The organism is Streptococcus sp. FSL R7-0248 (genome assembly GCF_037967965.1).
In the GTDB taxonomy this organism is placed as follows: domain Bacteria; phylum Bacillota; class Bacilli; order Lactobacillales; family Streptococcaceae; genus Streptococcus.
In genome coordinates this window covers 2,128,462-2,152,523 of record NZ_CP150201.1, presented here as the reverse complement: position 1 = coordinate 2,152,523, position 24,062 = coordinate 2,128,462, and the positions used below count along the sequence as shown (strand labels likewise).

Annotated in this window: 27 protein-coding genes; 11 read left to right on the top strand and 16 right to left on the bottom strand. The window is 35.5% G+C overall.

The features are described 5' to 3' along the window. Positions 1-56 precede the first annotated feature (56 nt). Both NYE32_RS10075 and NYE32_RS10070 read left to right on the top strand, forming a co-directional pair. Entirely contained in the window at positions 57-917 is an 861-nt protein-coding gene (locus NYE32_RS10075) for an ImmA/IrrE family metallo-endopeptidase (protein ID WP_006149308.1), read from the top strand. An 8-nt stretch (positions 918-925) separates the two neighbouring features. Further along, a complete protein-coding gene (locus NYE32_RS10070) occupies positions 926-1,612 on the top strand; it encodes an XRE family transcriptional regulator (protein WP_339157021.1) in 687 nt (228 codons plus the stop codon). A 357-nt stretch (positions 1,613-1,969) separates the two neighbouring features. On the opposite strand, the gene NYE32_RS10065 is transcribed toward NYE32_RS10070, so the two are convergent. Then, complete coding sequence (locus NYE32_RS10065; RefSeq protein ID WP_002888280.1) at positions 1,970-2,332, bottom strand: MerR family transcriptional regulator; 363 nt, start codon at positions 2,330-2,332, stop codon at positions 1,970-1,972. Positions 2,333-2,614: 282 nt separating this feature from the next. Here NYE32_RS10065 and NYE32_RS10060 point away from each other — a divergent pair, with 282 nt between their 5' ends. Beyond that, on the top strand, positions 2,615-3,370 hold the full coding sequence (locus NYE32_RS10060; protein ID WP_081509348.1) for an SDR family NAD(P)-dependent oxidoreductase: 756 nt from the start codon (positions 2,615-2,617) through the stop codon (positions 3,368-3,370). Positions 3,371-3,550: 180 nt separating this feature from the next. Here NYE32_RS10060 and NYE32_RS10055 read toward each other — a convergent pair whose 3' ends face one another. Together NYE32_RS10055 and NYE32_RS10050 are read right to left on the bottom strand one after the other, a co-directional pair. Next, positions 3,551-4,162 carry a Fic family protein gene (locus NYE32_RS10055; RefSeq protein WP_339157020.1) on the bottom strand — a complete coding sequence of 204 codons (612 nt, stop codon included), beginning with the start codon at positions 4,160-4,162 and terminating at the stop codon, positions 3,551-3,553. Beyond that, a complete protein-coding gene (locus NYE32_RS10050; protein WP_014713950.1) occupies positions 4,155-4,343 on the bottom strand; it encodes a hypothetical protein in 189 nt (62 codons plus the stop codon). Before NYE32_RS10050 ends, NYE32_RS10055 begins: the two co-directional genes overlap by 8 nt. Before the next feature lie 136 nt (positions 4,344-4,479). Between NYE32_RS10050 and NYE32_RS10045 the strand changes: the two genes are divergently transcribed. Next, the gene (locus NYE32_RS10045; protein ID WP_070659555.1) at positions 4,480-4,980 is read left to right on the top strand and encodes a hypothetical protein; all 501 of its coding nucleotides are present in this window, start codon (positions 4,480-4,482) and stop codon (positions 4,978-4,980) included. 745 nt (positions 4,981-5,725) lie between these two features. Here the strand turns inward: NYE32_RS10045 and NYE32_RS10040 are convergent. From NYE32_RS10040 to rpmF, 8 genes are all read right to left on the bottom strand, one after another. Beyond that, positions 5,726-6,067, bottom strand: a complete 342-nt coding sequence (locus NYE32_RS10040; RefSeq protein WP_339157019.1) for a GntR family transcriptional regulator — start codon at positions 6,065-6,067, stop codon at positions 5,726-5,728. Continuing rightward, the gene (locus NYE32_RS10035; RefSeq protein ID WP_002890487.1) at positions 6,064-6,285 is read right to left on the bottom strand and encodes a DUF1648 domain-containing protein; all 222 of its coding nucleotides are present in this window, start codon (positions 6,283-6,285) and stop codon (positions 6,064-6,066) included. The genes NYE32_RS10040 and NYE32_RS10035 overlap by 4 nt, the downstream gene beginning before the upstream one ends. A gap of 18 nt (positions 6,286-6,303) precedes the next feature. Beyond that, the gene (locus tag NYE32_RS10030; RefSeq protein WP_164376141.1) at positions 6,304-7,863 is read right to left on the bottom strand and encodes a hypothetical protein; all 1,560 of its coding nucleotides are present in this window, start codon (positions 7,861-7,863) and stop codon (positions 6,304-6,306) included. After that, positions 7,856-8,566, bottom strand: coding sequence for an ABC transporter ATP-binding protein (locus NYE32_RS10025; RefSeq protein WP_002890485.1), 711 nt, complete (start codon positions 8,564-8,566; stop codon positions 7,856-7,858). The genes NYE32_RS10030 and NYE32_RS10025 overlap by 8 nt, the downstream gene beginning before the upstream one ends. A 109-nt stretch (positions 8,567-8,675) precedes the next feature. Continuing rightward, positions 8,676-9,293, bottom strand: a complete 618-nt coding sequence (locus NYE32_RS10020) for a TetR/AcrR family transcriptional regulator (protein ID WP_081509354.1) — start codon at positions 9,291-9,293, stop codon at positions 8,676-8,678. A 210-nt stretch (positions 9,294-9,503) separates the two neighbouring features. Then, positions 9,504-9,719, bottom strand: a complete 216-nt coding sequence (locus tag NYE32_RS10015; protein ID WP_339157018.1) for a hypothetical protein — start codon at positions 9,717-9,719, stop codon at positions 9,504-9,506. A 689-nt stretch (positions 9,720-10,408) separates the two neighbouring features. After that, on the bottom strand, positions 10,409-10,558 hold the full coding sequence (rpmG, locus tag NYE32_RS10010) for a 50S ribosomal protein L33 (RefSeq protein ID WP_002262412.1): 150 nt from the start codon (positions 10,556-10,558) through the stop codon (positions 10,409-10,411). Positions 10,559-10,573: 15 nt separating this feature from the next. Then, positions 10,574-10,756: a 50S ribosomal protein L32 gene (gene rpmF, locus NYE32_RS10005; protein ID WP_002892130.1), complete on the bottom strand. Its 183-nt coding sequence runs from the start codon at positions 10,754-10,756 to the stop codon at positions 10,574-10,576. A 230-nt stretch (positions 10,757-10,986) separates the two neighbouring features. On the opposite strand from rpmF, the gene NYE32_RS10000 reads away from it, so the two are divergent. The 7 genes from NYE32_RS10000 to yaaA all read left to right on the top strand — a co-directional run bounded on the left by NYE32_RS10000 (position 10,987) and on the right by yaaA (position 18,659). Further along, entirely contained in the window at positions 10,987-12,099 is a 1,113-nt protein-coding gene (locus NYE32_RS10000; RefSeq protein ID WP_049529086.1) for a vitamin B12 independent methionine synthase, read from the top strand. Between the two features lie 148 nt (positions 12,100-12,247). Then, the gene (locus NYE32_RS09995; protein WP_339157017.1) at positions 12,248-13,183 is read left to right on the top strand and encodes a PTS transporter subunit EIIC; all 936 of its coding nucleotides are present in this window, start codon (positions 12,248-12,250) and stop codon (positions 13,181-13,183) included. A gap of 152 nt (positions 13,184-13,335) precedes the next feature. Continuing rightward, positions 13,336-14,616 carry a histidine--tRNA ligase gene (gene hisS / locus NYE32_RS09990; protein WP_070576093.1) on the top strand — a complete coding sequence of 427 codons (1,281 nt, stop codon included), beginning with the start codon at positions 13,336-13,338 and terminating at the stop codon, positions 14,614-14,616. 7 nt (positions 14,617-14,623) lie between these two features. Beyond that, the gene (locus NYE32_RS09985) at positions 14,624-15,046 is read left to right on the top strand and encodes a hypothetical protein (protein WP_064523598.1); all 423 of its coding nucleotides are present in this window, start codon (positions 14,624-14,626) and stop codon (positions 15,044-15,046) included. 109 nt (positions 15,047-15,155) lie between these two features. Continuing rightward, a complete protein-coding gene (gene aspS / locus NYE32_RS09980) occupies positions 15,156-16,907 on the top strand; it encodes an aspartate--tRNA ligase (protein ID WP_073689281.1) in 1,752 nt (583 codons plus the stop codon). Beyond that, positions 16,900-17,841, top strand: a complete 942-nt coding sequence (locus NYE32_RS09975; RefSeq protein ID WP_002892117.1) for a YitT family protein — start codon at positions 16,900-16,902, stop codon at positions 17,839-17,841. Before aspS ends, NYE32_RS09975 begins: the two co-directional genes overlap by 8 nt. 86 nt (positions 17,842-17,927) lie before the next feature. After that, complete coding sequence (gene yaaA / locus NYE32_RS09970) at positions 17,928-18,659, top strand: peroxide stress protein YaaA (RefSeq protein WP_073689282.1); 732 nt, start codon at positions 17,928-17,930, stop codon at positions 18,657-18,659. A 31-nt stretch (positions 18,660-18,690) separates the two neighbouring features. Here yaaA and nrdG read toward each other — a convergent pair whose 3' ends face one another. From nrdG to NYE32_RS09945, 5 genes are all read right to left on the bottom strand, one after another. Beyond that, positions 18,691-19,296: an anaerobic ribonucleoside-triphosphate reductase activating protein gene (nrdG, locus tag NYE32_RS09965; protein ID WP_073689283.1), complete on the bottom strand. Its 606-nt coding sequence runs from the start codon at positions 19,294-19,296 to the stop codon at positions 18,691-18,693. A 4-nt stretch (positions 19,297-19,300) separates the two neighbouring features. Further along, entirely contained in the window at positions 19,301-19,801 is a 501-nt protein-coding gene (locus NYE32_RS09960; RefSeq protein ID WP_110980784.1) for a GNAT family N-acetyltransferase, read from the bottom strand. A 1-nt stretch (position 19,802) separates the two neighbouring features. Beyond that, positions 19,803-19,934, bottom strand: a complete 132-nt coding sequence (locus NYE32_RS09955; protein ID WP_110980785.1) for a hypothetical protein — start codon at positions 19,932-19,934, stop codon at positions 19,803-19,805. A gap of 89 nt (positions 19,935-20,023) precedes the next feature. After that, on the bottom strand, positions 20,024-22,228 hold the full coding sequence (gene nrdD, locus NYE32_RS09950) for an anaerobic ribonucleoside-triphosphate reductase (protein WP_002885751.1): 2,205 nt from the start codon (positions 22,226-22,228) through the stop codon (positions 20,024-20,026). 98 nt (positions 22,229-22,326) lie between these two features. Next, positions 22,327-23,973, bottom strand: a complete 1,647-nt coding sequence (locus NYE32_RS09945) for a hypothetical protein (RefSeq protein ID WP_038676894.1) — start codon at positions 23,971-23,973, stop codon at positions 22,327-22,329. Between the last annotated feature and the right edge of the window lie 89 nt (positions 23,974-24,062).

Below are 24,062 nucleotides of genomic sequence, written 5' to 3'. Positions count from 1 at the left end.
TGACTCAACCAAAATGGTTTAGTTTTGTAATTTATACTTAAAGGAGGTATCATTCTTTGGATGAATTGTATACAAGAATAAGTAAGTCTACAAAACATGTGTTATACCAATACATGAAGGATTATGATATTTCATTATTAAATTATAATTTTAATTACTTCTTTCAACATTGTATTCAAAAATATCAAATTCAAGTAATTAGTCACCACTTCTCAAATCATAAGATTGAAGGACTAACTGTTATTGATGAATTAGGTATTAGTTTTTCTTATGAAAAGGATAATCCCATTGTGAAGCAAAATTTTACTCTGTGTCATGAGCTAGGACATTTTATCCTAGAGCATGAAGGTAATTATTTTGCAGAATCTATTGATAATCAGGAAAGCCTACTAGAGCGAGAAGCAAATATCTTCTCTGCTATCGTACTAATGCCTGACATTGTTTTGTTGTCAAAGATTTATTATAGTTGCGACACCTTTCAACACATTCAAAATAGCCTGGATGTTTCAAAGCAGGCATTGTTCTTTCGCCTTTTAGATCTGCTTAGAGAATATTATCCTGGAAAAGAAAGTACCATTAAGCAGGCTATCGATGCTTATATTGATGGACAAAATGCCACACTACTCCTTTTGTTTCATAATATTCGAGATCAAATTATTAAAGAATTTAACGACTACAAAACTTCTCTAATCAAGAAGATTGAGCAATCTGTGAGCAAAAGAGGCTTCGTGACTAGTCAAGAATATCCCGAACTTTTAAAACAAGAGAACTGGAAAGTAATAAAGACTTGCCATGATAATCTAAAAGTATGGCTCATTTATGACAAAGGAAAATCTATAGCTTATGTTTGGGATAAAAATAGACTAACAGACAAAGAGGCAAAGCAAAAAGCTGAATTGAAACTATTATTAATGTGAGGAAAACTATGTATCAACCAGAAAAACTTAAAGCTCGTAGAAAAGAGCTAAAAATGACCCAAAAAGATATTGCTGATCAGTTGGGAGTCAGCTATCAAGCCTATTCCGCATGGGAGCGTGGAGTAAAACAACCATCTAGAGAAAAAGTAAAGCTTTTGGAGCATATTCTAAAAGTATCAAAAGGTTATTTTACAGAGCTTGAAATTGTCCGACTATATAATACCTTATCAGACGAAGATAAAGATCAAGCACTTAATTATGTCAGAAGCTTAGTTCAAAAAGAAAAATGTAAAAACGTTGTTTCAATATCAGAAAAACTGTATGAGTACCATGTTTACGAAAAAATGTCTGCCGGTATTGGTTCATCAGTGTATAACGTTCAAAACTATGATACTGTCTATTTTGATGAAGAACTAGCCCACGATTTCGCCTCATGGATTTCTGGTGACTCAATGGAACCCAAATATCAAAATGGCTCTGTGGCTCTCATTCGTGAGACAGGATTTGATTATGATGGAGCAGTTTATGCCGTAGTCTGCAATAGCCAGACTTATATTAAACGAGTTTATCGAGAGGAGCATGGCTTAAGACTGGTTTCTATCAATCCAAACTATAAAGATATTTTTCTTTCGTATGATGAAGATCCTAGAATTGTAGGGATTATTGTAGGGAATTTCTTACCTGTTGAACAGTGATATTGTTGATTATCTTGAAGGTGGAATAGAATCTTTTAAACATAAAGTTAAAATATATAAAAGTATTATTTAATTAAAATAGTTGAACCATAGTTTTTTGATTTAAAGAAATTCTTTCTACAATAGTTGTTAATAAGAAGAATTATTTTTCTTTAAATTGTAGTAATAAAAAGGGATATTTGCTATCTATTTTTATTTTGTTCTAAATCCGGTTTTTGGATAGAATATCAAATGATGAAACAAAATATTTTTGAAAATACAAAAAAACAAACGCCAAAAATAACGTTTGTCTTCGTTCTGAAGGGATTGAAATTTTGTTTTCAATGCCTTTTTTGGATAAAGAAAATAATAATGGTGCTAATTAGGATTAATACCTAAATAAGTTTTAATTTTCTTTTCAAGAAAATCAATATGTTGGTTAATTTCAGTTTGTTGCTTATGAAGTTCATCAAGTTGAAAAAATAGTAGTCTAAGTCGTTGAGGAATTGTGGAGTCTCCTTTATATCTTAGGTCAGCGTATTCTTGCATATTTTTAATAGACATTCCCGTCTTTTTTAATCTAATAATGAATTGAGTCCACGCTATATCAGAGTCATCATAGTATCTACGATTATTTTCTTCTCTGTGTGAGTAAATCAATTTTTCTTGCTCATAGTATCGAAGTGTGGAAATAGAAAGTCCAGTTTTTTTAGCAAATTCTCCAATAGAATAGTGAGCCATAATATTTTCCCCCCCTTTTTTTATTATTTTAGCATAATTTTTAAAAAATCAAGAAATTTTCAGTTTTCTCTTGACATAAAGTGCACTTTACTATGTAAAATACATAGCATCAAAGGAATTTGATATAAAGCTAGGAGAGGAGGTAATACCATATAGACGAAAAATTGGTTTGAAGGAATAGAGAGCTCCAAAGGGGCTTAGTGATAAGGCTGTCAAGAACCTTGATGGGAGCAGCGACTCTTATAAAAAATGCAAATAGCAATCTGTAAAGGAGAAAATAGTATGGAACAAACGAAGAATTATACTTGTATTACTGGAGCCAGTGCTGGTATAGGAGCGGAGACAGCAAGACAATTTGCAAAATTAGGAACGAATCTTATTTTAATTGCTCGGCGTCAAGAACGACTAGAAAAATTGAAGCAAGAGATTTTGAACCATTATCCGGATTTAGATGTTGTTATTAAAGTTGTTGATTTATCGAAGTCCAGTAATGTTTTTGATCTTTATGAAAGCTTGAAAAAATATCACATTACTACTCTAATAAATAATGCTGGTTTTGGAAATTATGATAAGGTTGAATCTCAAGATTTAGAAAAGATAATAACATTAATCCATTTAAACATTGAAGCTTTAACAATTCTATCAACTCTATATGTGAGAGATTATAAAGATTGTAAAGGCGCTCAATTGATTAACTTATCATCTAGAGGCGGATATATGATGGTTCCAAATGCAGTTACATACTGTGCAAGTAAATTTTATGTCAGTGCTTTTACAGAAGGCTTGGCGTTGGAACTAGAGGCAAATCAACATCAATTAAAAGCTAAGGTTTTAGCTCCAGCTGCCACAAAAACGGAATTCGGTCAAGTTGCTACAGATTCTAAAGAATATGATTATGATGAGCATTTTGCTAAATATCACACAAGTGAAGAGATGGCACAATTTTTGATGGAATTATATCAAAGTGACAAAGTTGTTGGTTTAGTTGATGTTACAAATTTTGAATTTCATCTTAGCGGACCACTACTTAAACATTAATTATTTTAATAAATATCGATAATGTGGTATCGATTAATAGTTGCAGTCGTTTTATGATAAGAAGAAAGCTTCTGAAACGTTAGATTTCAGAAGCTTTTTGTCTTTAAGTTTTGAGTAAGTTATAATTTTCTGTGATATTTAGGATATTTAAAAAATATACAAGTGTTTTTGTAGATTAATTTACAATTTTTCCAGTATTTTACCAAGTAGTTCTTCTAACTTTCCTAAGTCCCCATAGACTGTCCCATCCATATAAAGATTGTAAACTTCATCATCTTGTTCCACGCGTATTTGTGCAGAATAACCTTTTGATAGTGCTAAGGAACGAATAACTTCTCGTTGAGTTCGTCCATTCCCTTCTCGAAAGGGATGGAAATAATTAAGATTATCAAGAATTTTTGCTAATTGTTTAATAATCTCATCTTTTGAATTAGCAGTTTGATAATAGGTATGAATAAGGCGGTTTATATATGCTTGGGCAGTACTGAAAGATTGTATTGACATAAAAGGATTCCCATTTTTTGAGATATTCACCTTGCGAAATTGTCCCGCCCAAGCATAGACATCTTGAAATAAATATTTATGAATGGCTAAAATATCACTAATGGAATAGACTTCAATGACTTTCAAGCGCAAGTCTGCAAGCCTTCTAGTAACGAATAAATGCTCATTCCGGTAGGCTTCTTCAATATTTGTAATATTTTGTTTGTTGATTAAGACTGTAGAATTTGGATAGGTATATTGGTGATTGGGATCAATGTACTCATATCCTTCGTATTGATTTTTAACCAATATTCAATTCCTTTCGTCTGTTGATAACATAAGTTTTTAAATCAATCACATCTTGAACAGTAGGTTCATAATTTTCAATCATTGATGACCCAATAGCATACCAGACAGTATCAAAATCCGAAAAGTTATCAAAGGGAATCCCTAAAATTGTTAATTCTTCTTTATTTACATCAAGAGTCATGGCACACCTCCTTATATAGAGTTATCCTTATTATACCATAAAATCGGTATTTTCACCTAAAGGATAGAGACTGTTATTAAAGTATGAATTTATGATAAAATAATTTTATCATAAAAAGAAATAACAGAGGTATAGCATGGAGCCATATATTACAGAAGCTTTAGTAAAAGCAGGGATTGAGTTGGGAACTCTAACATTTAAAGGAACAACAACACTAGTGAATAGTAAAATTCAATCATTAAAGGAAGAACGTAATGCTGATAAATTACGAAATACTTATGATGAAATTGTAAATGAGTTACTTTCGGAACGAGAACAGGCAATCAGAATTGCTCAGGCATATAAAGAAGAATATGAAAAAGTACATATTGATGATAAAGATATTGAGTATTTGCACAACACTTTAGAACGGGTCATTTCTCTTCTATCTTCATTTACTAATGTTGAAGATGGGAAAGAAGATTCAATGAAACAATTGGTTGCTTTACTTAATAAGGATACTTTAAAGACTATGCAATTATTAGGATTTAATTACAAGGAGGCAATAGGAGAACCTTTAACGGAGGTTTGCTCAAATGCTATAAGAAATAAATTAGGAAGTCTATCATCTAAGAAAAACGTACGTAACAAAAAATAATTGAACCAATGGTGTGAACTTTTTGGTAAAATCTAGCTCAATTTGCATATTTTTAGGATAAAATTCACACCATTCAACTAAAAGTTATTCAAATTAGATGAAAATGTTATTTCTGAAAACGTGGGAAAACATTGATTTTAAGCACATTTTGAAACTTATTCAAATAGAAGTGTTTCCAACCAGGTTATATAAAATGGTTGGAAACACTTCCTCCCTATCTAAATATAGCTAGGTTTTTTTATTGTTCATCACTCGTTCTAAACATTCAATGCTAGATTGAAGATGAAAAGTACAATATTCTCTATCTTCTTCATTTTTAGAATTCAATAATTCGTCGAGATGTCTTTTGATATGCCAAATGGCTCTTCTTATATTTTCTTCTTTTAAATTATTTATGGATTAATTATACAATAATGTACTATATGATATCTTAATTAAATATTTGGTAAGAAATATAAACCATTTGGTACAAGTTGATAATTCTAAAATAGATAAATTATCTGAAATGCACTAAAATACACCTATTCGGTAAAATAGGTGTGAGTGATGTTATTTATATCCATACTGTTTTAGAGCGTTTTTAGCTTATTTGATTTTAAAGTTGTCGTCTATTCCTCAGGATTACTTGAAGAAGTGGAAGTAACTAATAATGTCAAGTTCTTTATTGGAAAATGAAAAAAGCCTTAAAATCAAGGCTTTTCTATACTTTCACAAATAATCCTAATAAATTTCCATTCAACTTCTTCTAAGCATCTTTTCTAAAAAATAAATTGACAATCTCATCTTCTGAAAAGCCTAGCTCACCAAGTTTTTCAAACAAAATTTTAACTAGCTTGTTAGATTCTTGATATCTTATCTCTTTTATTTCTTGCTCGCTTGCTATGACAAAATATCCTAATGTTCCACAGCTAGTAACCAAATTCTGTTCTTCGAGAACTTTCATTGCTTTTTGGACAGTTGCCGGATTACACTTCTCGTTTTCTGCTAATCTCCTTATTGAAGGAATTTGTTGTTCAGGTGCATAATCACCTCTTAAAATCTTCGTTCTTAATTTTGATGCAATTTGTAAAAATAGATGGTGTTTCATTTAATCTTTTTATTATCACTTTCCCTAACAAACTTCCAATATGCAGAATAAGGGATGACTGTAGCTAGTAGAAGATAGTATTTATTTGCAAACATATCTGCTACTCCTTTTGCATTGAAATGAATAGGAACTTTCTCAGGGAGAAACCCACAAATAATGACTATGATGACCATCATTCCCAACAAAACCAAAATATCTTTTAACAGTCTATTTTTCATCTTATTTTCCTCCTTTAACTAGATAAAATTTAACTTGGTCATTTTTATATAAACTCTAAACGAAATAGCCAGTAAAATTACTGATACTGCTTGCAAAACAAATATAATTGGAAGATTAAAAAACCAATTAAGCAAAATAGGCGTAATAAGCGTAATCATACTAATAATTCCAGTTACAATAACAGGAAGACTTTGTTTGACAACTATCATCTCACTGTCCCAATCATAGTTGGGATATTTTTTATTTAATGAAATTCCGATTACCATTATAAAAAGGGAGTAACATATAGGAACAATAACTAGATTCATAACTTGAATAGGACTCATATCAAGTTTCAGCATAAATACAGATACAGAAATCATATATCCAATCAAATGAAGTGTAAGGTTGACAGCTATCTTAGCATTTAAAATCGTTTTCACTTCAACTGGAGAACTTTTCAAAATCCAAATATTTTTACCTTCTAAAGATATAGATGAAGCTGCTGGACAACTGAGTGAAAGCATAGATGCAATAAAGACGGGAGCTAAGTTTGAAAGATACTCATTTATATTTTCAATTCCTGCTGAATTTCCTATTTGACCGACAGAATTAAACAGGAAACATATACTAAAGACACATAAAAGAATCACTCCAAGCCCAGCATTCAAGACTGCCATATAAGAACTTAAAAATCGTCCAAGCTCTTTTTGATACAAGGAAAAAAATACCGATTTTCTTTCATAAGATACTTTGTCATTAGCATAACTTGATTTTGTATTGGCAAGTGTATTAAGTAGTCCATACTTCAACGAAGCAATTTTGACAAATAGATAAAAGACGACTATTGAAAGAACTATATAAAATCCCATCCCATAGTACATTGGAAAATTGTAGTATGACATAAATAGTCTAGAAATTGGATACAGTCCAGTAATTTGCTTAGCCAGAGTAACCCCAATACTACTTTTATCACCTGATTGCAAAGCTGATAATGCAAAATATCCAATTATACCTAGCATCGCAAATGAAAAAATAAGAGAGATAACATTTTTTCTTTTAAAAAAAGATGAAGCGACAACAATAACGAGTCCCATGCATGCCGCTATACACATGGGGATCAAAGGGGCAAAAATTATAGAAGTAAAATACAATATAATCTGTAGGATGTTTAAACTTCCGTTCAAGCCCCATATAATTCCACCCGGAAGCATAAACATCAAGCCTATTAAAAAATTCAATAAGTACATAAACATGAACTTGCTGGTGATAATATACGAACTTTTAACAGGTAAGGATTGGAGAATTTCCATATCTCGACTGCCAAATAAAATGCCATTCGAATAAAATACTGTCAAAAATAATATTGAAAAACTTGAGACAGATACCATATATGCTGGAATCAAGTTCTGCTGTCCGACGTGTACCAATGTTTTCGCTGTTATTATATTATAAACAAAGCAAAATAAGGAAAGAGTTATTATGCCAAAACTCGCAATAGCCATTGAACTTTGTTTTTTATTTCGTGAATCTCTAATCTCGTTAATAGGAAAGAAATTAATCAATTGCGCTTTAAGCAGTATCCAAATGTTACTCATTGTTCTGCACCTCCATGAAAAATGCCTCCAATGATTCATCACCTTTGACGTCTCCTGTATTGCCACTTGCAATTAACTTTCCATTTTTGATAATGGCAATCTTATTACATAATTTTTCCGCAACATCCAATACATGGGTTGAAAAGAAAATAGCACCTCCATCTGAAACACACTCATGCATAATTTTCTTTAGTAGGAAAGTTGCTTTGGGATCTAGCCCAACAAAAGGTTCATCTAAAATCAACAGTTTGGGAGAATGTACAAGTGCAGAAATAATGGCTGTTCGTTGCTTCATTCCATGTGAATATGAAGAAATAATCCCCGAAAGATGATCAGTCATATCAAATAAATCACCGTATTTTTGTATTCTCTCCTTGCGTATTTTTGTAGGAATTTCAAACAAGTCAGCAATAAAATTAATATATTGAAGTCCTGTCATATGTTCATACAAATCTGGATTATCTGGGATATACGCCATCATTTTTTTACAAATAACAGGTTCTTCTTTAATAGAATGACCGTTGATAATTATACTTCCGTCTTCAAAATCATGGATACCGACAACTGCCTTTATCGTTGTCGTTTTGCCTGCACCATTTGCTCCAATAAAACCATAAATATCTCCAGGCTGTACTGAAATAGATAGGTTATCCACAACCTTCTTGTCCCCATAACTTTTACTAAAATTCTTTATCTCTAACATATTTTCACCTCTATTGACAATTTGTCAGTCATATTTTGAAATAATACCGATAGCTTGTTTTGATTTAGCTATCGGTACATAGTTCTCTTTACAAACATTCTATCTTTTTTTAATTGCTAAAGAGTCCTTTTGTATTTAGATTTTGTTCCAGCATTATCTTAAATGCATTCAAGTAATCTTTGGCAGTTTCTTTCTTTGAAGTTTTTATACCTATGTTATTTGAAACAAAAACATAGGCTGTCATCAGAAATTCTGCTGTTTCTGATGGATATTTTACAGAAAATACTTTTTCTGAGATGCCTTGATTTATTATCCTCTCAAAATATATAGTCAGTTTTTCAATGAGCTTATGAGATAACTTATCTAACATATAACGATTTTCTTCAAGATCAACCGTCTTTTGTAACTCAGTTCCTTCCGCTGAAACGTTATCTGTAGAGATTATTGTGGCATCTATAAAGGTTCTTATTTTTTCAATAGCAGTTTTGTCATCATCATAGACAATCACGTGAATATCACTCAATAATTTCTCTGAATAACGTTCCACGAGACAATACAGAATATCTTCTTTATTCTTAAAGTGATAGTATAGCAAACCTCGTGATATATTTACCTTATCGACTATATCCTGAGTTGTTGTGTTCGCATATCCTTTCTCCATAAAGAGGAGCATAGCAGCGTCCATAATCTCAGCCCGTCGAATTTCCGGATCTTTTACATCTCGCATTTTATTCCTCCTGCTTATAAATTATACTACTCTACTGACAAATTGTCAATAGGTGTGAATAATGTTATTTATATCCATATTGTTTTAGAGCGTTTTTATATGCTTCGCTACCTTTAAGATAGTAGTCGTGCTTAACTCCGCTAATATCAACAGAAAAGACCCCATCTTTAAATGAATAATCTTCTGATCGACTCGTAATATTTTGTCCAGTTAATTCGATCGTATTCTTTTTTTGTTAATGATAAAACTATCGGCTTCTCCATGCTCTATGGAAGCGTTATCTCCTTTAATAGTAAACACCAACTCGTTTCTTTCACTTGAGATCCAATAATACTCACCATCTAAAGATTGGTGGTTGTTTTTTGAGCAAGCAATTAAAGTAATTATTGATAATGAAAGCAGTAATATACCTACTAATTTTCTCATAATCTTTGCCTCCTTCTATAATTTTAATTATACCAAAATAATATTACAAGAGCATGCCAGTGTCTGTTATAACGGAAAAATGAAGAAATGTCTATTATAACAGCAAATATTAAACTTACGTCGATTGATTTTATTTAAGATTGAGACAAAGTATAGATCAATAGTACTATATAACTTAAATATTGATGGATTTGATCTTGATACAGTAGCATATCATTGTAAAATTCTGCCTGATGCAGGCTTCCTAGATAGTTATGAACCTACATGTTGTATTGAAAATAAAATACAGATAGAATTCTGCAAGTGTCTGATACTATGCTATTTTAGACTAATTGAAAGCTAACTTTTTATTTTCCCCTATTCAATCAAACTCAATCAGTTTTTTTTGAAAAAAGAGATAGAATTCTGTGAGTGCTTGATGCTGATGCTACGCTGTTTTTAGCCCAAATGAAACCCATACTTTCCAAACCAAATGTTACTATTTGTAAGTAAAAAAACAAATAACAAAAAGAGGAGCTTCACACTAAAGTTCCTCTTCTTTTAAATATCCGAATCATTATTTTTATTTCAAAAAAGGTAGTGAAAAAGGTAGTGATTCGGTTGATTTATATTGCAATGTAGTGAAATTTAGAATTTCAAAAATCGCTTTAAATCAAGGTTTCTCACATCTATTGACGTGTAGTGAATCCCTATTTCACTTCAGTAAAGATTACGTGTTTACGCAATTTTGGTGAGTATTTTTTCAATTGAAGACGGTCTGGAGTGTTACGTTTGTTTTTTGAAGTAAGGTACAAGCGTTCACCAGATTCTTTGTGTTCAAGTGTAATATTTACGCGCATGGTATCTCCCTTCTATTATTTAGTTGCGTTAGCTTTAGCGATTTTACGTCCTTTGTAGTATCCTTTAAGTGATACACGGTGTGAACGTGAGTAATCTCCAGTTGTTTCGTCAAATTGTACTGATGGAGCAGTCAATTTGTAGTGTGTACGACGTTTGTTTTTCTTCGCTTTTGAAGTGTGACGTGCAGGTACTGCCATTTCTTTATTTCCTCCGAATTAATATTTATGTTCTTGATTTTAAATCAACTATAACAGAATAACATATCTTTTTTGTAAAGTAAAGTTGCTTGACAAAAAAACTTGTCAATAAAATATATAGTTAAAAACTATATCGTATGATAACAAATATATATTTCACAGCTATAACAGCAAGTGCTAGAATAGGCTTATTATTACATTAAGTGAAAGCATAAAAGGAGTAAATAACTATGAGTAAAGTTCATTATCATTTTGATCATGTTGGTTCTTACCTTCGTCCACAAGCTTTAAAAGAAGCACGTGAAAAATTTGCCAATGGTGAGATTTCGCAAGATGAATTGTTGAAAGTACAAGATGAATTGGTTAAGGAATTGGTTCATCATGAAGTAGAAAATGGTCTTCAAGTCGTTTCTGATGGTGAATTTGGTCGTTCTTGGTGGCACCTTGACTTCCTATGGAACCTAACTGGTTTTGAAGCTTACCAACAAGAGGATTCATATAAATTCCATGGAGCTAAGACACGTACAACTAACGTTCGTATCAATGGTAAAATTGCTGAAAATCCTAATCATCCTTTCTATCGTGACTTTGAATATCTTAAATCAGTGACTCCTGAAGGAATTACTCCAAAAGTAACTATTCCAAGTCCATCACTCATCATTAACCGTGACCACCGTAGTGATCTTTATGCAGATTACTATGATTCATGGACAGATTTCCTTGATGATTTGGCTAAAGCTTACCATGATACCATCCAACATTTCTACGATTTGGGTGCACGTTATGTACAGTTGGATGATACGACTTGGGGTTATTTGATTCAACAGTTTGAGAATGAAAAAAATAATCCTGAGAAAACAGCTGAGTTGGCAAAAATTGCTGAGGATGATGTGTACACTATCAATAAAGCCTTGGAAGGTCTTCCAGAAGATTTGACTTTGGCTACTCATATTTGTCGTGGGAACTTTAAGTCAACTTATCTTTTTGAAGGTGGCTATGATTCAGTAGCTAAATATCTTGGTCAATTGAACTATGATATCTTCTTCTTGGAATACGATGATGCGCGTTCAGGTAGCTTTGCACCACTTCCAACGATTTGGAATAACCGTGATCATGTTGAATTGGTGCTTGGTGTGATTACTTCTAAGGATCCAGCTTTGGAAGATGTAGATGCTGTCATCGCTCGTATTCATGAAGCGGCTGAGCTTGTACCACTTAAGAACCTTGGTATCTCAACTCAATGTGGTTTTGCCTCAACTGAAGAAGGTAATATCTTGACTGAGCAAGATGAGTGGAATAAATTGCAATTGATTAAAACAATTACTGATAAAGTTTGGTCATAATAGAAAAAATGCAGAGGACAGGCTCAGCTTGTTCTCTCTTTTTATGAATATAGAAAGGAAGTGTCATGAATTATAAAGAGGTGGTGGCCAGTATCAAGTTGTTGTTGGGAGTGATGTACCAAATATATACCGCGCTTTGGAAGGGTTATTGGATCTAGATGAAGTATCTAAGGAATCATCGGAAAAACAAGATAGAACTCCTCTTCAAAGCTTTTTAGCCCTTATTTCTGGGATTTTCACCCCAATCTTACCAGTAATTACAGCAGCAGGGATGATCAAGGCTGTTTTGTCCTTTTGGGTTGTCTTTAAGGTAGTAGCTGTAGATGATGTTAACTATCAAGTTCTTAATTTTATTGGCGATGCTGGATTTTATTTCTTACCTGTATTTTTAGGTGCCTCAGCAGCTCGACAGTTTAAGACGAATGCTCAATTGGGGATGTTGATTGGTGCTATTTTATTACACCCAACTTTTACTCAGATTGTGACAACTGCCAAGGAATCAGGTCATGGCGTCTCTTTCTTTAGTATTCCTCTTACATTAACTTCTTACTCATCAACGGTTATCCCTGTTATTTTGGCAGTTTGGTTTATGAGTTACGTGGAGCGCTTTGCGATTAAAATTTCACCAAAGGCTGTGAAGTTTTTCTTGGTTCCTATGATTACGACCTTAATTACTGCAATCGTAACACTTTTGATTTTAGGTCCAGGTGCTTTGGCTTCGAATGTGGCTCAGGGGGGAGTAACCCTTGCTATTGCTTTAAAAACTAAGGATACCAATAAAAAAGCTCTGGCTTCATCTGCTGGAATTACTGCAATTTGTGGGATTACGGAACCGGCTCTTTATGGGGTAACTTTGCAAAATAAAGCTGCTCTCATAGGATCTATTGTTGCAGGGGGAGTAGGTGGCTTCTTCCTTGGTATTTTAGGTGCGAGAAATTTTGCAGGTGCTTCCCCAGGTCTCTTGACGATTGCAGCCTATATCGGTGAAGATACACTTAAATATTTTTACACAGCTATTGGAGGTCTCGTAATTTCTGTTGTAGTCTCTTTTATTGTGACCTTCGTTCTTTATAAAGAAGATTAATGATTGTGGCAGGCCGAGAGGTCTGTTTCTTTCTTACGTTGAAAAAACCTCTACCATTTCCCAAAAGCTATGTAAATTATGATAGAATAGAGTGATTATATCTGTAATAACGGAAAAGGAGGGCAGGTCTATTTGAGACCTGTATCATCATTATGAAACTTCAAAAACCTAAGGGAACGCAGGATATTTTACCTGCTGATAGTGCTAAATGGCAGTACGTAGAAAATGTTGCACGTGAAACATTTAAGAAATACAATTATGGTGAAATTCGTACACCTATGTTTGAACATTACGAGGTCATTTCACGTTCAGTAGGTGATACAACTGACATCGTTACTAAGGAAATGTACGATTTTCATGATAAGGGAGACCGTCATATTACACTTCGTCCAGAAGGAACAGCACCGGTTGTACGCTCTTATGTAGAAAATAAACTCTTTGCGCCAGAGGTTCAAAAACCCGTTAAAGTTTATTATATTGGATCAATGTTCCGTTATGAACGTCCTCAAGCAGGACGCTTGCGTGAGTTCCACCAACTTGGTGTAGAGTGCTTTGGATCAAAAAATCCAGCCACAGATGTTGAAACCATTGCTATGGCCTACCAACTCTTTAATACGCTTGGCATCAAGGAAGTTACCCTTCATTTGAATAGCCTTGGAAATACTGAGAGTCGTCTGGCTTATCGTCAGGCCTTGATTGACTACTTGACACCAATGCGTGATACTTTATCAAAAGATAGTCAACGCCGTTTGGATGAAAATCCTTTGCGAGTACTCGATTCAAAAGAAAAAGAAGATAAGGTTGCAGTTGAAAATGCACCCTCTATTCTTGATTATTTAGATGACGAAAGTCAAGCGCACTTTGACGAAGTGCGTGCCATGCTCGATAGTCTTAACATTCCTTATGTGATTGATACTAATATGGTACGTGGTCTTGATTACTACAACCACACGATTTTTGAATTTATTACCACTATTGATAAGTCTGAATTAACAATCTGTGCGGGCGGTCGTTACGATAGTTTGGTTGAATACTTCGGTGGTCCAGAAACAGCTGGTTTTGGTTTTGGACTTGGTTTAGAACGCTTGCTTTTGGTTCTTGATAAACAAGGTATTGAACTTCCGGTGGAAGAAAGTCTAGATGTTTACATTGCAGTACTTGGTTCAGGTGCTAATGGTAAAGCTCTTGAGTTAGTTCAAGCTATCCGCTATCAAGGATTTAAAGCTGAACGTGATTACCTTGGACGGAAGATTAAGGCACAATTCAAGTCAGCAGATACCTTCAAGGCCAAGACTGTTATCACATTAGGTGAGAGTGAAGTAGAGTCAGGTCAAGTTAATGTCAAAAATAATGCTACTCGTGAGGAAGTTACTGTAAGTTTCGAAGAGCTAACTAAGAACTTTGCAGCAGTCCTCAAACAGTTAGAAAAGTAGGGGGCATATGATTAGTATAGTTGATATGCTCAAACGGAGTGAAAAGTTTAGTTTGGCTTTTGATCGTAGTATGCCTATTCGTTTCCAACAACAGTTTTGGCAGTTGATTGCTTTTCTTGATAAGCATGAAATTACTTGGTTTAATGATGAGCCTGCAAGTAATCATGCGATGTGTCAGCAATTACTTGGTCAAGTTTGGCGTCAAGATTGTCAAGATGTAGTCTTGAGTTTTGAAACTCAGGAACGTTATTTGGGATGGCAGGTAGACGAGGAAACTGATGAACTTAGTGTTATCATTGAAGATGTTTACGGTTTCCGCTGGAATAGTTTACTTGACTTAGAAACAGCTGATTATCGTTTTGAAGATTTTGAAGAGTTTGCTGAAGATTACGTGGATACTAGTGATTTGTTGAAACAATTTGGCAAATAGTTTGATAAAAAAGAAAGTCTATTAAAATTCTAACCTGAAATGGGTGGGGTTTTGATGGGCTTTTTGCTATAATAGTTAAGACTAAAAAATTAACGAAAGAAGTGTATTTATGGAACGTTCTATGTATGCCGGACGTGTTCGTAGTGAACACATCGGAACTACTATTACTTTGAAAGGTTGGGTATCTCGCCGTCGTAACCTTGGAGGTTTGATTTTCATCGATCTTCGTGACCGTGAAGGTTTGATGCAGTTGGTTGTTAACCCTGAGAATGCGGATGCAACTGTGGTTGAAACAGCTGAGAGCTTGCGTAGCGAATTTGTTATTGAAGTAACAGGAACTGTTGAAGCGCGTGAACAAGCTAATGATAACTTGCCTACAGGTGCTGTCGAACTTAAAGTTGAAGACCTTAAAGTCCTTAATACTGCCAAAACAACACCATTTGAAATCAAAGATGGTGTTGAGGCTAGTGATGATACACGTATGCGTTACCGCTACTTGGATCTTCGTCGTCCAGAGATGTTGGAAAACTTTAAGCTCCGTGCAAAGGTAACTCACGCCATCCGTAATTATCTTGATGACTTGGAATTTATCGATGTTGAAACACCAATGTTGACAAAATCTACACCAGAAGGTGCTCGTGATTACTTGGTTCCAAGCCGTGTTAGCCAAGGCCACTTTTATGCTCTTCCGCAAAGTCCCCAAATCACTAAACAATTATTAATGAATGCTGGTTTTGACCGTTACTATCAAATTGTTAAGTGTTTCCGTGATGAAGATTTGCGTGGAGATCGTCAACCTGAGTTTACACAAGTTGACTTGGAAACCTCATTCCTTAATGAGCAAGAAATCCAAGATATTACTGAAGGATTGATTGCTAAAGTTATGAAAGAAACTAAAGGTATTGAAGTTACACTACCATTTCCACGTATGTCTTATGATGATGCCATGAATAACTATGGTTCTGACAAGCCAGATACACGCTTTGACATGCTTTTACAAGACTTGACAGAGGTTGTCAAGGGGGTAGACTTCAAAGTGTTTGCTGAGGCACCAGCTGTTAAGGCAATTGTTGTCAAAGGAAATGCAGACAAATACTCACGTAAAAGCATTGACAAGTTGACAGAGTTTGCCAAACAATTTGGCGCTAAAGGTCTTGCTTGGGTTAAGATGACTGACGGAGCTCTAGCTGGTCCAGTTGCTAAATTCTTGACAAGTATTGAAGAAAAGTTGACAGATGCTTTACACCTTGAAGAGAATGATCTAGTTCTTTTTGTAGCAGATACTCTTGAAATCGCTAATAACACACTTGGTGCTTTGCGTAATCAGATTGCTAAAGAACTTGACATGATTGACAATACTAAGTTCAACTTCCTTTGGGTTGTCGATTGGCCAATGTTTGAGTGGTCTGAAGAAGAAGGACGCTATATGTCTGCTCACCACCCATTTACTTTGCCAACAGAAGATTCTGTAGCAGAGCTTGAAGGTGATCTTTCCAAGGTTCGTGCTGTGGCTTATGATATTGTCTTGAATGGTTATGAGCTTGGTGGCGGTAGTCTACGTATCAATCATAAAGACCTACAGGAACGTATGTTGAAAGCCCTTGGCTTCTCTGAAGAATCAGCCTACGAGCAATTTGGATTCCTTCTTGAAGCTATGGACTATGGTTTCCCACCACATGGTGGTTTGGCTATCGGTCTTGACCGTTTTGTTATGCTTCTTGCAGGTAAAGATAATATCCGTGAAGTGATTGCCTTCCCTAAAAATAATAAGGCATCAGATCCTATGACTCAGGCTCCAAGTCTTGTGGCTGATAAACAGTTGGAAGAACTTGCCCTTCATGTAGATTTAGAAAATGAATAAAGCACCTCTTCATAAACATGTTAAATTTGTAGCGAAAAAGTCTGCGAAGAGAATGGGCGTTTTGCAGGCTGTTCGTAGTATTTCCCGTGAAAAGTATACTGAAAAAGTCTCAGCGTCTTTACTTTATGGGCTCTTATCGTCAATCGCCGTTAATTTCTTTTTTCAACCTGGACATGTTTACTCCAGTGGAGCGACAGGTTTGGCACAGGTTTTATCGGCATTGAGTGTTAGAACTTTGGGCTTTGAGATACCAGTATCATTGACTTTCTACGCGATTAATATCCCTCTCTTGATTTTGGCTTGGTATAAGATTGGCCATAAATTTACTATCTTTACCTTCATTACAGTAACGATGAGTTCCCTTTTTATTCAGGTGATGCCACATGTAACCTTGACAGAGGATCCTTTGATCAATGCTATCTTTGGTGGTTTGGTCATGGGAACAGGGATTGGTTTCGGTTTAAAATCTCGTATCTCTAGCGGAGGGACGGATATCGTTAGCCTCACTATTCGTAAGAAAACAGGCCGTGATGTTGGTAATATCTCCTTGATTGTCAATGGGATTATCATGGTTTTTGCGGGCATTCTTTTTGGTTGGAAATACGCTCTCTATTCAATGGTTACGATTTTTGTTTCTAGTCGAGTAACGGATGCGATTTTCACTAAACAAAAGAAAATGCAGGCTATGATTGTTACAAGTAATCCAGATCCAGTTGTACGAATGATCCAGAAGAAACTCCACCGTGGAGTAACGTTGATTAATGATGCGGAAGGAACATATAATCACGAAAAGAAAGCCGTATTATTGGCGATTATTACGCGTGAAGAGTATACTGACTTCAAGCATTATATGAGAAAAGCAGACCCTAAAGCCTTTGTCTCCATTGCAGAAAATGTACATATTCTAGGTCGTTTTGTTGATTTAGATGACTAACAAAAAAAGAAAGTTGACGAACGTTAGCTTCTTTTTTGTTGGATAGAATTCTTGACGAAATGCTTGCTTGACTTTACAATATCAGTATGATTAGATTTTTAATTCCAACCGCAAAAGAAATGAAGGCCAGTAAGGAAGTTCCGTCTCAAAAATTATCTGAAAAGAGTGCGGCTATCCTAACTGAAATGGCAAAATTATCCACAGATGAATTGTCCACAGCTTATAAAATAAAGCCTGAGCAGGCTGAGAAAGAGAAGCAGCGCTGGGCTGCGATTTTGTCTGGAGAAGCGAAGAACTATCCGGCTGTCGAGCTTTTTAATGGACTGATGTATCGTCACATCAAACGTAGTGACTTATCCACATATGAAAAAGATTTCTTAGGCCAACAAGTATTCATCACATCTTCTTTTTATGGAATCATTCCCGCTTTTTACCCGATTCAAGAACATCGTCATGACTTTCATACGAAGATCAAGGTTAATGGTCAGTCCTTAAAAAACTATTGGCGTGCTGAATATGACCAATTTCTAGAGGAGAGTCAAGCTCCAGTTTTTTCTTTACTTTCAAGTGAATTTGAGGATGTTTTTAGTCCAACTCTTCGTAAGCAGTTATTCACGGTTAGCTTTATGGAAGACCGCAATGGAGTTCTTAAGACTCACTCTACGATCTCCAAAAAGGCAAGAGGGGCTTTTTTGACAGCTGTTATGGAGGAGAATTGTCAAACGATTAATGCTTTACGAAAATTGTCTTTTGATGACTTTAACTATCGTGAGGATTTATCCTCTAACAATGAGCTAGTTTTTGTTAAAATCGTTTAAAAAAGTCTGAGTTATCAACTCAGACTTTTTCTTATAGCATATCTTTACGATCGACTTGTTCATAGTTCGTTTGACCGTCATTTAGCTTGTCCCAAATAATGACTGCTCCTTGATCAAGAGATTTTTTGACATCAATAATACGTTGATTAGATGATCCTCGAAACTGGAGCATAAGATTCTTTTTAGTGATGTCAAAGCGGCCGTCAACGAGAATATCAACGAGTTGAAGAAGTTCTAGTTTATCAGGGGTTTCAAGCATCAACTCCTCCCAAGTATACCCAGTCCAAGACCAGATATCTTTTTCTGGGAGTTCCTTACGAATGCGTTTGACTAAGGGAATGAGAATTCCTGTGTTTAGGAAGGGTTCACCACCAAGTAGCGTGAGACCTTGTACGTAAGGTTGAGCTAGATCCCTCATGATTTGTTCTTCAAGTTCTTTAGTATAGGGAATTCCTGCCTTAAATGACCAGGTAGCAGCGTTATAGCATCCCTCGCAATGAAACATGCAACCAGAGACGTAAAGGGAGTTACGTACGCCTTCACCATCAACGAAGTTAAAAGCTTTGTAGTCAATAATGCGTCCTTGGCTAAGTTCTTCAGACTTCCATTCCTGTGGTTTTGGTGTATTCCATGTCATGATTCTACTCCAAATCTATCCAATAGCGCTCAGTTTCATGGCGAATGTCCTCCAACTGACCACCGTTGGCCAATATAACAGCTCGGCTAGCAGGATTTTCTGTGCTACAAGTTACTAGAGCTCGTTTGATATTCTTTTCCTTAGCAACTTGTAAACCTTGTCGTAGGGCCTCTTTAGCATAGCCCTTACCTCTTTCAGATGGACGGATGGAGTAGCCGATATGGCCCCCTTTTTCTAGTAAGTAGTCATTTAATCGGAGACGAAGGTTGAGAAAGCCAAGAGCCTGGCCTGCTTCGTCAAAACTAACCAGCTGGATAGCAGGAACCCAGTTTTCAGGAATATTGAGTCCCGCTTCCGCTTGAAGATTTTCTTCTAGCCACTCTTCATAAACAAAATTGTTGGCGTTCCAAAATCCACCATCATGAGCAGCTTGCTCCCTTTCAAATTCAGCCATCATCTCTAAGATAGCTTCTTTATCTGTTTGACTTGGACGGCGTAAAATCATATTACTTCTTCTTTCCAGCTTTTTTCAAAAGGGCTTGGACACGTGCTTTTTTATCATTTTTGATGGTTGCATTTTTTTCGTGGTGACGTTCCACTTGTTGCATACCTTTATAATCTAATTGATATTTTCCCATAATATTCCTTTCTAAAAATGAAATAAGCAAAGCAGTTGGAAGGTATCATCCAGCTGCTTCTAGTTTATTATAATGTATTCTAGGTCTTATTAAAGGTGTTTACCTTCATATTTTATGGTTGAACCGTTCATGTGTTTGACTCGAGCAGAGATTTCTTTGTGGCGTCCTTTAACCATTGGGCGTGCCTGTGGATTTCCTAGATAGCCGCAAGTACGTTTGACAACATCAACTGTTTTAGGATCTGTGTTGCCACAGTTAGGACACATGAATCCACGTTCTGTTGGGGTGAAGTCCCCTTCAAAGTCACACTTGTAGCATTTATCAATTGGAGTATTCGTTCCGAGGTAACCGACACGGTCATAAGCAAAGTCCCAGACAGCTTCGAGTGCCTTTGGATTTTGCTGGAGAACTGGATATTCGCAGTAATGGATGAATCCACCAGTTGCGCCAGCTTCGGGGTAAGCTTTTTCGAATTCTAATTTTTCAAATGGTGTTGGATTTTTACGAACATCGTAGTGGAAAGAGTTGGTGTAATACTCTTTATCTGTGATATCAGTCACGACACCGAACTTTTCAGTATCCAAACGACAGAAACGATCCGTCAAACTCTCTGATGGTGTTGAATAAACAGAGAAATGATAATCATATTCGTCAGACCAACTTTCACAAGCATTTTTCATAGATTTAACGATATCTAACGTGAATGCTTTGGCTTCTGGATTAGTCTCCCAGTCACTACCATAAAAAACGGATGCTACTTCATAAAGCCCAATATAACCAAGTGATACAGTTGCACGACGATGTTTGAAGAGTTGATCTACATTATCGAATTTACCTAGACGTTGGCCAAAGGCCCCGTACTGATAAAGAATAGGTGCATTAGCAGGTGTAGCTTCTTTGACACGTTCAACTCGGTAGACGAGTGCATCTTTGGCAATTCCCATTCTTTCTTCAAAAATTTCCCAAAATTTATCTTGGTCTCCCTTAGATTCTAGGGCAATTCGAGGAAGATTAAGGGTTACAACACCCAGATTCATTCGTCCAGAATTAACTTCAACACCATTTTCATCCTTCCACCCCTGGAGGAAGGAACGACATCCCATAGGAGCCTTAAAGGAACCTGTCAATTCAACGATTTTGTCATATGACAAGACATCTGGATACATACGCTTTGTTGCACATTCAAGAGCTAGTTGCTTAATATCGTAGTTAGGTGAGCTAGGCTCTAAGTTAAGTCCACGTTTTAAGGTAAAAATGAGTTTAGGGAAAATGGCTGTACGGTGCTCGGAGCCAAGTCCTAAAATACGAACTTGTAGGATAGCCTTTTGGATTTCACGCTCAAACCAGTTTGTCCCTAAACCGAAACCGAGGGAGGTAAAGGGAGTTTGTCCATTCGAAGTGAAAAGCGTATTAATCTCGTATTCAAGAGATTGCATAGCATCGTAGATATCTTTACGCGTTTTGGCGCGTGCATAGTCTTCACGTTTTTCTTCAGCTACCCACTCTTTAGCATCAGCTAAGTGTTTTTTGTAGTTAAGTTCTGCGTAAGGAGCTAAAAACTCATCGATACGGTCTGCAGTACAGCCACCATATTGACTAGAGGCAACATTTGCGATGATTTGTGAAATTTGTGCTGTTGCAGTTTGAATGGATTTAGGACTTTCAACTTCAGCGTTACCAATTTTAAAACCATTTGCCAACATGCCTTTGAAGTCAATCAAACAACAGTTGGTCATAGGTGTGTAAGGGCTGTAGTCTAAATCGTGGAAATGGATATCTCCCTTTTGATGAGCATTTGCTACGTGTGGAGGAAGCATCTTAAGTCCTACAGATTTTCCGACAATTCCTGCGGTTAAATCACGTTGCGTATTGTAAAGATCGCTATCTTTATTAGCATTTTCGTGAACAACAGCCTGGTCTTTATTAACAAGTTTACTAATGGTGAAATTGATGTCAGTAGCCTGAGAACGCTCAAAATCACGTTTGGTACGATAGTTGATATATTCTTGAGCGATAGCATATTCGTTAGCTTCGAGTAACTCGTGCTCTACTATGCTTTGGATTTCATATATTTTGATATTTTGAGTGAAGCGGTCATTGATTTCAGCAACAATACGGTTGGCAATTCCCTCCAACTTTGCTTCAATCAAGGGTGTGATAGGTGTAATAGCTTCACTTGCTTTTAGGATAGCCTCATATATTTTACTTGAATCAAAGACAACCATACGACCATCACGTTTGATGACTTTGATATCAGGGTTGATTGTAACCTTTTCTTTTTCTAATGTAATCATCTAAAAATCACCTCGCTACTAATTATAGCACTAGGCAAAAAAAAATCAATATATTGTGGTATATTTTTATCTCAACCACTATATATTGATTTTTTGACCTATTTTAGGACGTAAACAGTGTATCGTTCAACGCCTTTTACAGGGGCTTTTTTATAGTTTTTTGAAAGTGTAGATTTAACATCAGAAGGTAGTTGTGTATCTTGTTGGACAACGATATATTGTGCTGAATCTTGGATAATAGTATCTGAGAGAGCTTTCTGATGACTAGATTTAGCTGTGTTAAGTTCTGGAAGAACAAATTGTGAGGCTGCTTTACGACCGCTTTCCAAATAAATTTTTGCTGATGAATCGTAAACGTAGATAGTTTCATCCTTCTTAGTATTTTTAGCGAGGTAATTTGCAACAGTACTACGTTCAGTATTATTTCCTAAATTAAATAGGAATATAATGATTGGCATCGCGAAAGCAAATGCAAAGACTGCAATAGGTAAGAAGTAATTACGACTAAGGAAGATACCAAAAACTTTAAGTGTGTGAATCTGGTTACCATTACGACGTCGGTGAGAAGTTCGCTCTGCTCTCTTTTTAATAGCATCATCTAAAGAAAGTGCTGTCAAGACTAGACCATAAGGTACGATGTTGAGAATACTGTAAAGCCCAAAGCTTTGAGAGAACAAGCTGTAAACTACTGTAAAGATAAAACTAAGGAGTAGTACCCACTTGATGCTCTTATCTTTAGCATCGCCAAGAAGGTGGTTGCTTGTAGTCAGTGCACCAACAAGTAATCCAGAGCCTATAACAGCAAAACTTTGGTAAGCTAACGTAAGTAGAAAGTCATTTTTTTCTACAGCGAGTTGTGTAAAGTTGTAAACCAAAACTTGGTTAATATAGTCCGATGTAATTTGTAAATTTAGGATAAAGTAAAGACATAGATACAATACTAGAATGTTACCAAAAATAATACAAAGAACTTGATAAAAACCACGAGCAAAGTGTTTGTTGACAAGGTTGTAAACGAAGATTGTCACAAGTGACAATATCCAGAAAATAAGAGTTCGAGCTTCAAAAAGAGCTCCCGCAGTGCCAGCGAAGCCGTAAAGAATAAAGGCTTCATCACGACTGTGACCCGCAAAGTAACGAGTTAAGAAGAAGATGGCACCTAGGACAAAAGGCATAGCAAATTGGATAGGGTAGAGACCACCAAAACCAAGTGTTCCATTAGTGACATAGAAAATAATACTAATTAGAGTGGCAATTTCCTTCTTGTTTGTCATGTGCATGACAGTCTTGTAAAGGTAACTTCCAGAAAGATAGTAGGTAAGGAATTGAATAGGAATCAGCCAAAGAGTTGATCCTAAACGGAAAGCCAGAGAAACTAGTAAGTAATAAAAGAAGCCGCCTGTCGCAAAAAAGTCAGAGTAGGGTAAGCTACCATTGGCAAACATTTTTGCAATGTAAAGGTTTTGAGACTGTATATTATTGGCAAAGTCTGTAAAGCAGGGAACTGATATACTAAAAATACTCAAAATCAAACTGAGAATCAGGATATGGCCTCTATGCTTCCATGGAAGTGAAATCTTAGTTTTTTTCTCTATTTGAGACGAATTTGATTCTTCTGTATGTCCCTGAATTGTCACTTCAATCTTTTCGGATTGATTATCTTGTATATGAGATTGATGGTGGCTTCGATGATAACCTTGGTAGCCACTTGAATCTAAAGTATTGTCTTCGTTGTATGGACTCACAATTAAACTCCTTTGTTGACATTTGGATAGTTATAAATAAAAGGGTCTTATCCCCTAATTGTCTTATTTAAAGTATATCAGATAATACC

Bases quoted from the DNA above. Each gene is read 5' to 3' on its own strand.
- NYE32_RS10070 (WP_339157021.1), top strand. From the start codon at position 926: ATGTATCAACCAGAAAAACTTAAAGCTCGTAGAAAAGAGCTAAAAATG.
- NYE32_RS10065 (WP_002888280.1), bottom strand. From the start codon at position 2,332: ATGGCTCACTATTCTATTGGAGAATTTGCTAAAAAAACTGGACTTTCT.
- NYE32_RS10060 (WP_081509348.1), top strand. From the start codon at position 2,615: ATGGAACAAACGAAGAATTATACTTGTATTACTGGAGCCAGTGCTGGT.
- NYE32_RS10050 (WP_014713950.1), bottom strand. From the start codon at position 4,343: ATGACTCTTGATGTAAATAAAGAAGAATTAACAATTTTAGGGATTCCC.
- NYE32_RS10045 (WP_070659555.1), top strand. From the start codon at position 4,480: ATGGAGCCATATATTACAGAAGCTTTAGTAAAAGCAGGGATTGAGTTG.
- NYE32_RS10040 (WP_339157019.1), bottom strand. From the start codon at position 6,067: ATGAAACACCATCTATTTTTACAAATTGCATCAAAATTAAGAACGAAG.
- NYE32_RS10035 (WP_002890487.1), bottom strand. From the start codon at position 6,285: ATGAAAAATAGACTGTTAAAAGATATTTTGGTTTTGTTGGGAATGATG.
- NYE32_RS10030 (WP_164376141.1), bottom strand. From the start codon at position 7,863: ATGAGTAACATTTGGATACTGCTTAAAGCGCAATTGATTAATTTCTTT.
- NYE32_RS10025 (WP_002890485.1), bottom strand. From the start codon at position 8,566: ATGTTAGAGATAAAGAATTTTAGTAAAAGTTATGGGGACAAGAAGGTT.
- NYE32_RS10020 (WP_081509354.1), bottom strand. From the start codon at position 9,293: ATGCGAGATGTAAAAGATCCGGAAATTCGACGGGCTGAGATTATGGAC.
- NYE32_RS10015 (WP_339157018.1), bottom strand. From the start codon at position 9,719: ATGAGAAAATTAGTAGGTATATTACTGCTTTCATTATCAATAATTACT.
- rpmG (WP_002262412.1), bottom strand. From the start codon at position 10,558: ATGCGCGTAAATATTACACTTGAACACAAAGAATCTGGTGAACGCTTG.
- rpmF (WP_002892130.1), bottom strand. From the start codon at position 10,756: ATGGCAGTACCTGCACGTCACACTTCAAAAGCGAAGAAAAACAAACGT.
- NYE32_RS10000 (WP_049529086.1), top strand. From the start codon at position 10,987: ATGAGTAAAGTTCATTATCATTTTGATCATGTTGGTTCTTACCTTCGT.
- hisS (WP_070576093.1), top strand. From the start codon at position 13,336: ATGAAACTTCAAAAACCTAAGGGAACGCAGGATATTTTACCTGCTGAT.
- NYE32_RS09985 (WP_064523598.1), top strand. From the start codon at position 14,624: ATGATTAGTATAGTTGATATGCTCAAACGGAGTGAAAAGTTTAGTTTG.
- aspS (WP_073689281.1), top strand. From the start codon at position 15,156: ATGGAACGTTCTATGTATGCCGGACGTGTTCGTAGTGAACACATCGGA.
- NYE32_RS09975 (WP_002892117.1), top strand. From the start codon at position 16,900: ATGAATAAAGCACCTCTTCATAAACATGTTAAATTTGTAGCGAAAAAG.
- yaaA (WP_073689282.1), top strand. From the start codon at position 17,928: ATGATTAGATTTTTAATTCCAACCGCAAAAGAAATGAAGGCCAGTAAG.
- nrdG (WP_073689283.1), bottom strand. From the start codon at position 19,296: ATGACATGGAATACACCAAAACCACAGGAATGGAAGTCTGAAGAACTT.
- NYE32_RS09960 (WP_110980784.1), bottom strand. From the start codon at position 19,801: ATGATTTTACGCCGTCCAAGTCAAACAGATAAAGAAGCTATCTTAGAG.
- NYE32_RS09955 (WP_110980785.1), bottom strand. From the start codon at position 19,934: ATGGGAAAATATCAATTAGATTATAAAGGTATGCAACAAGTGGAACGT.
- nrdD (WP_002885751.1), bottom strand. From the start codon at position 22,228: ATGATTACATTAGAAAAAGAAAAGGTTACAATCAACCCTGATATCAAA.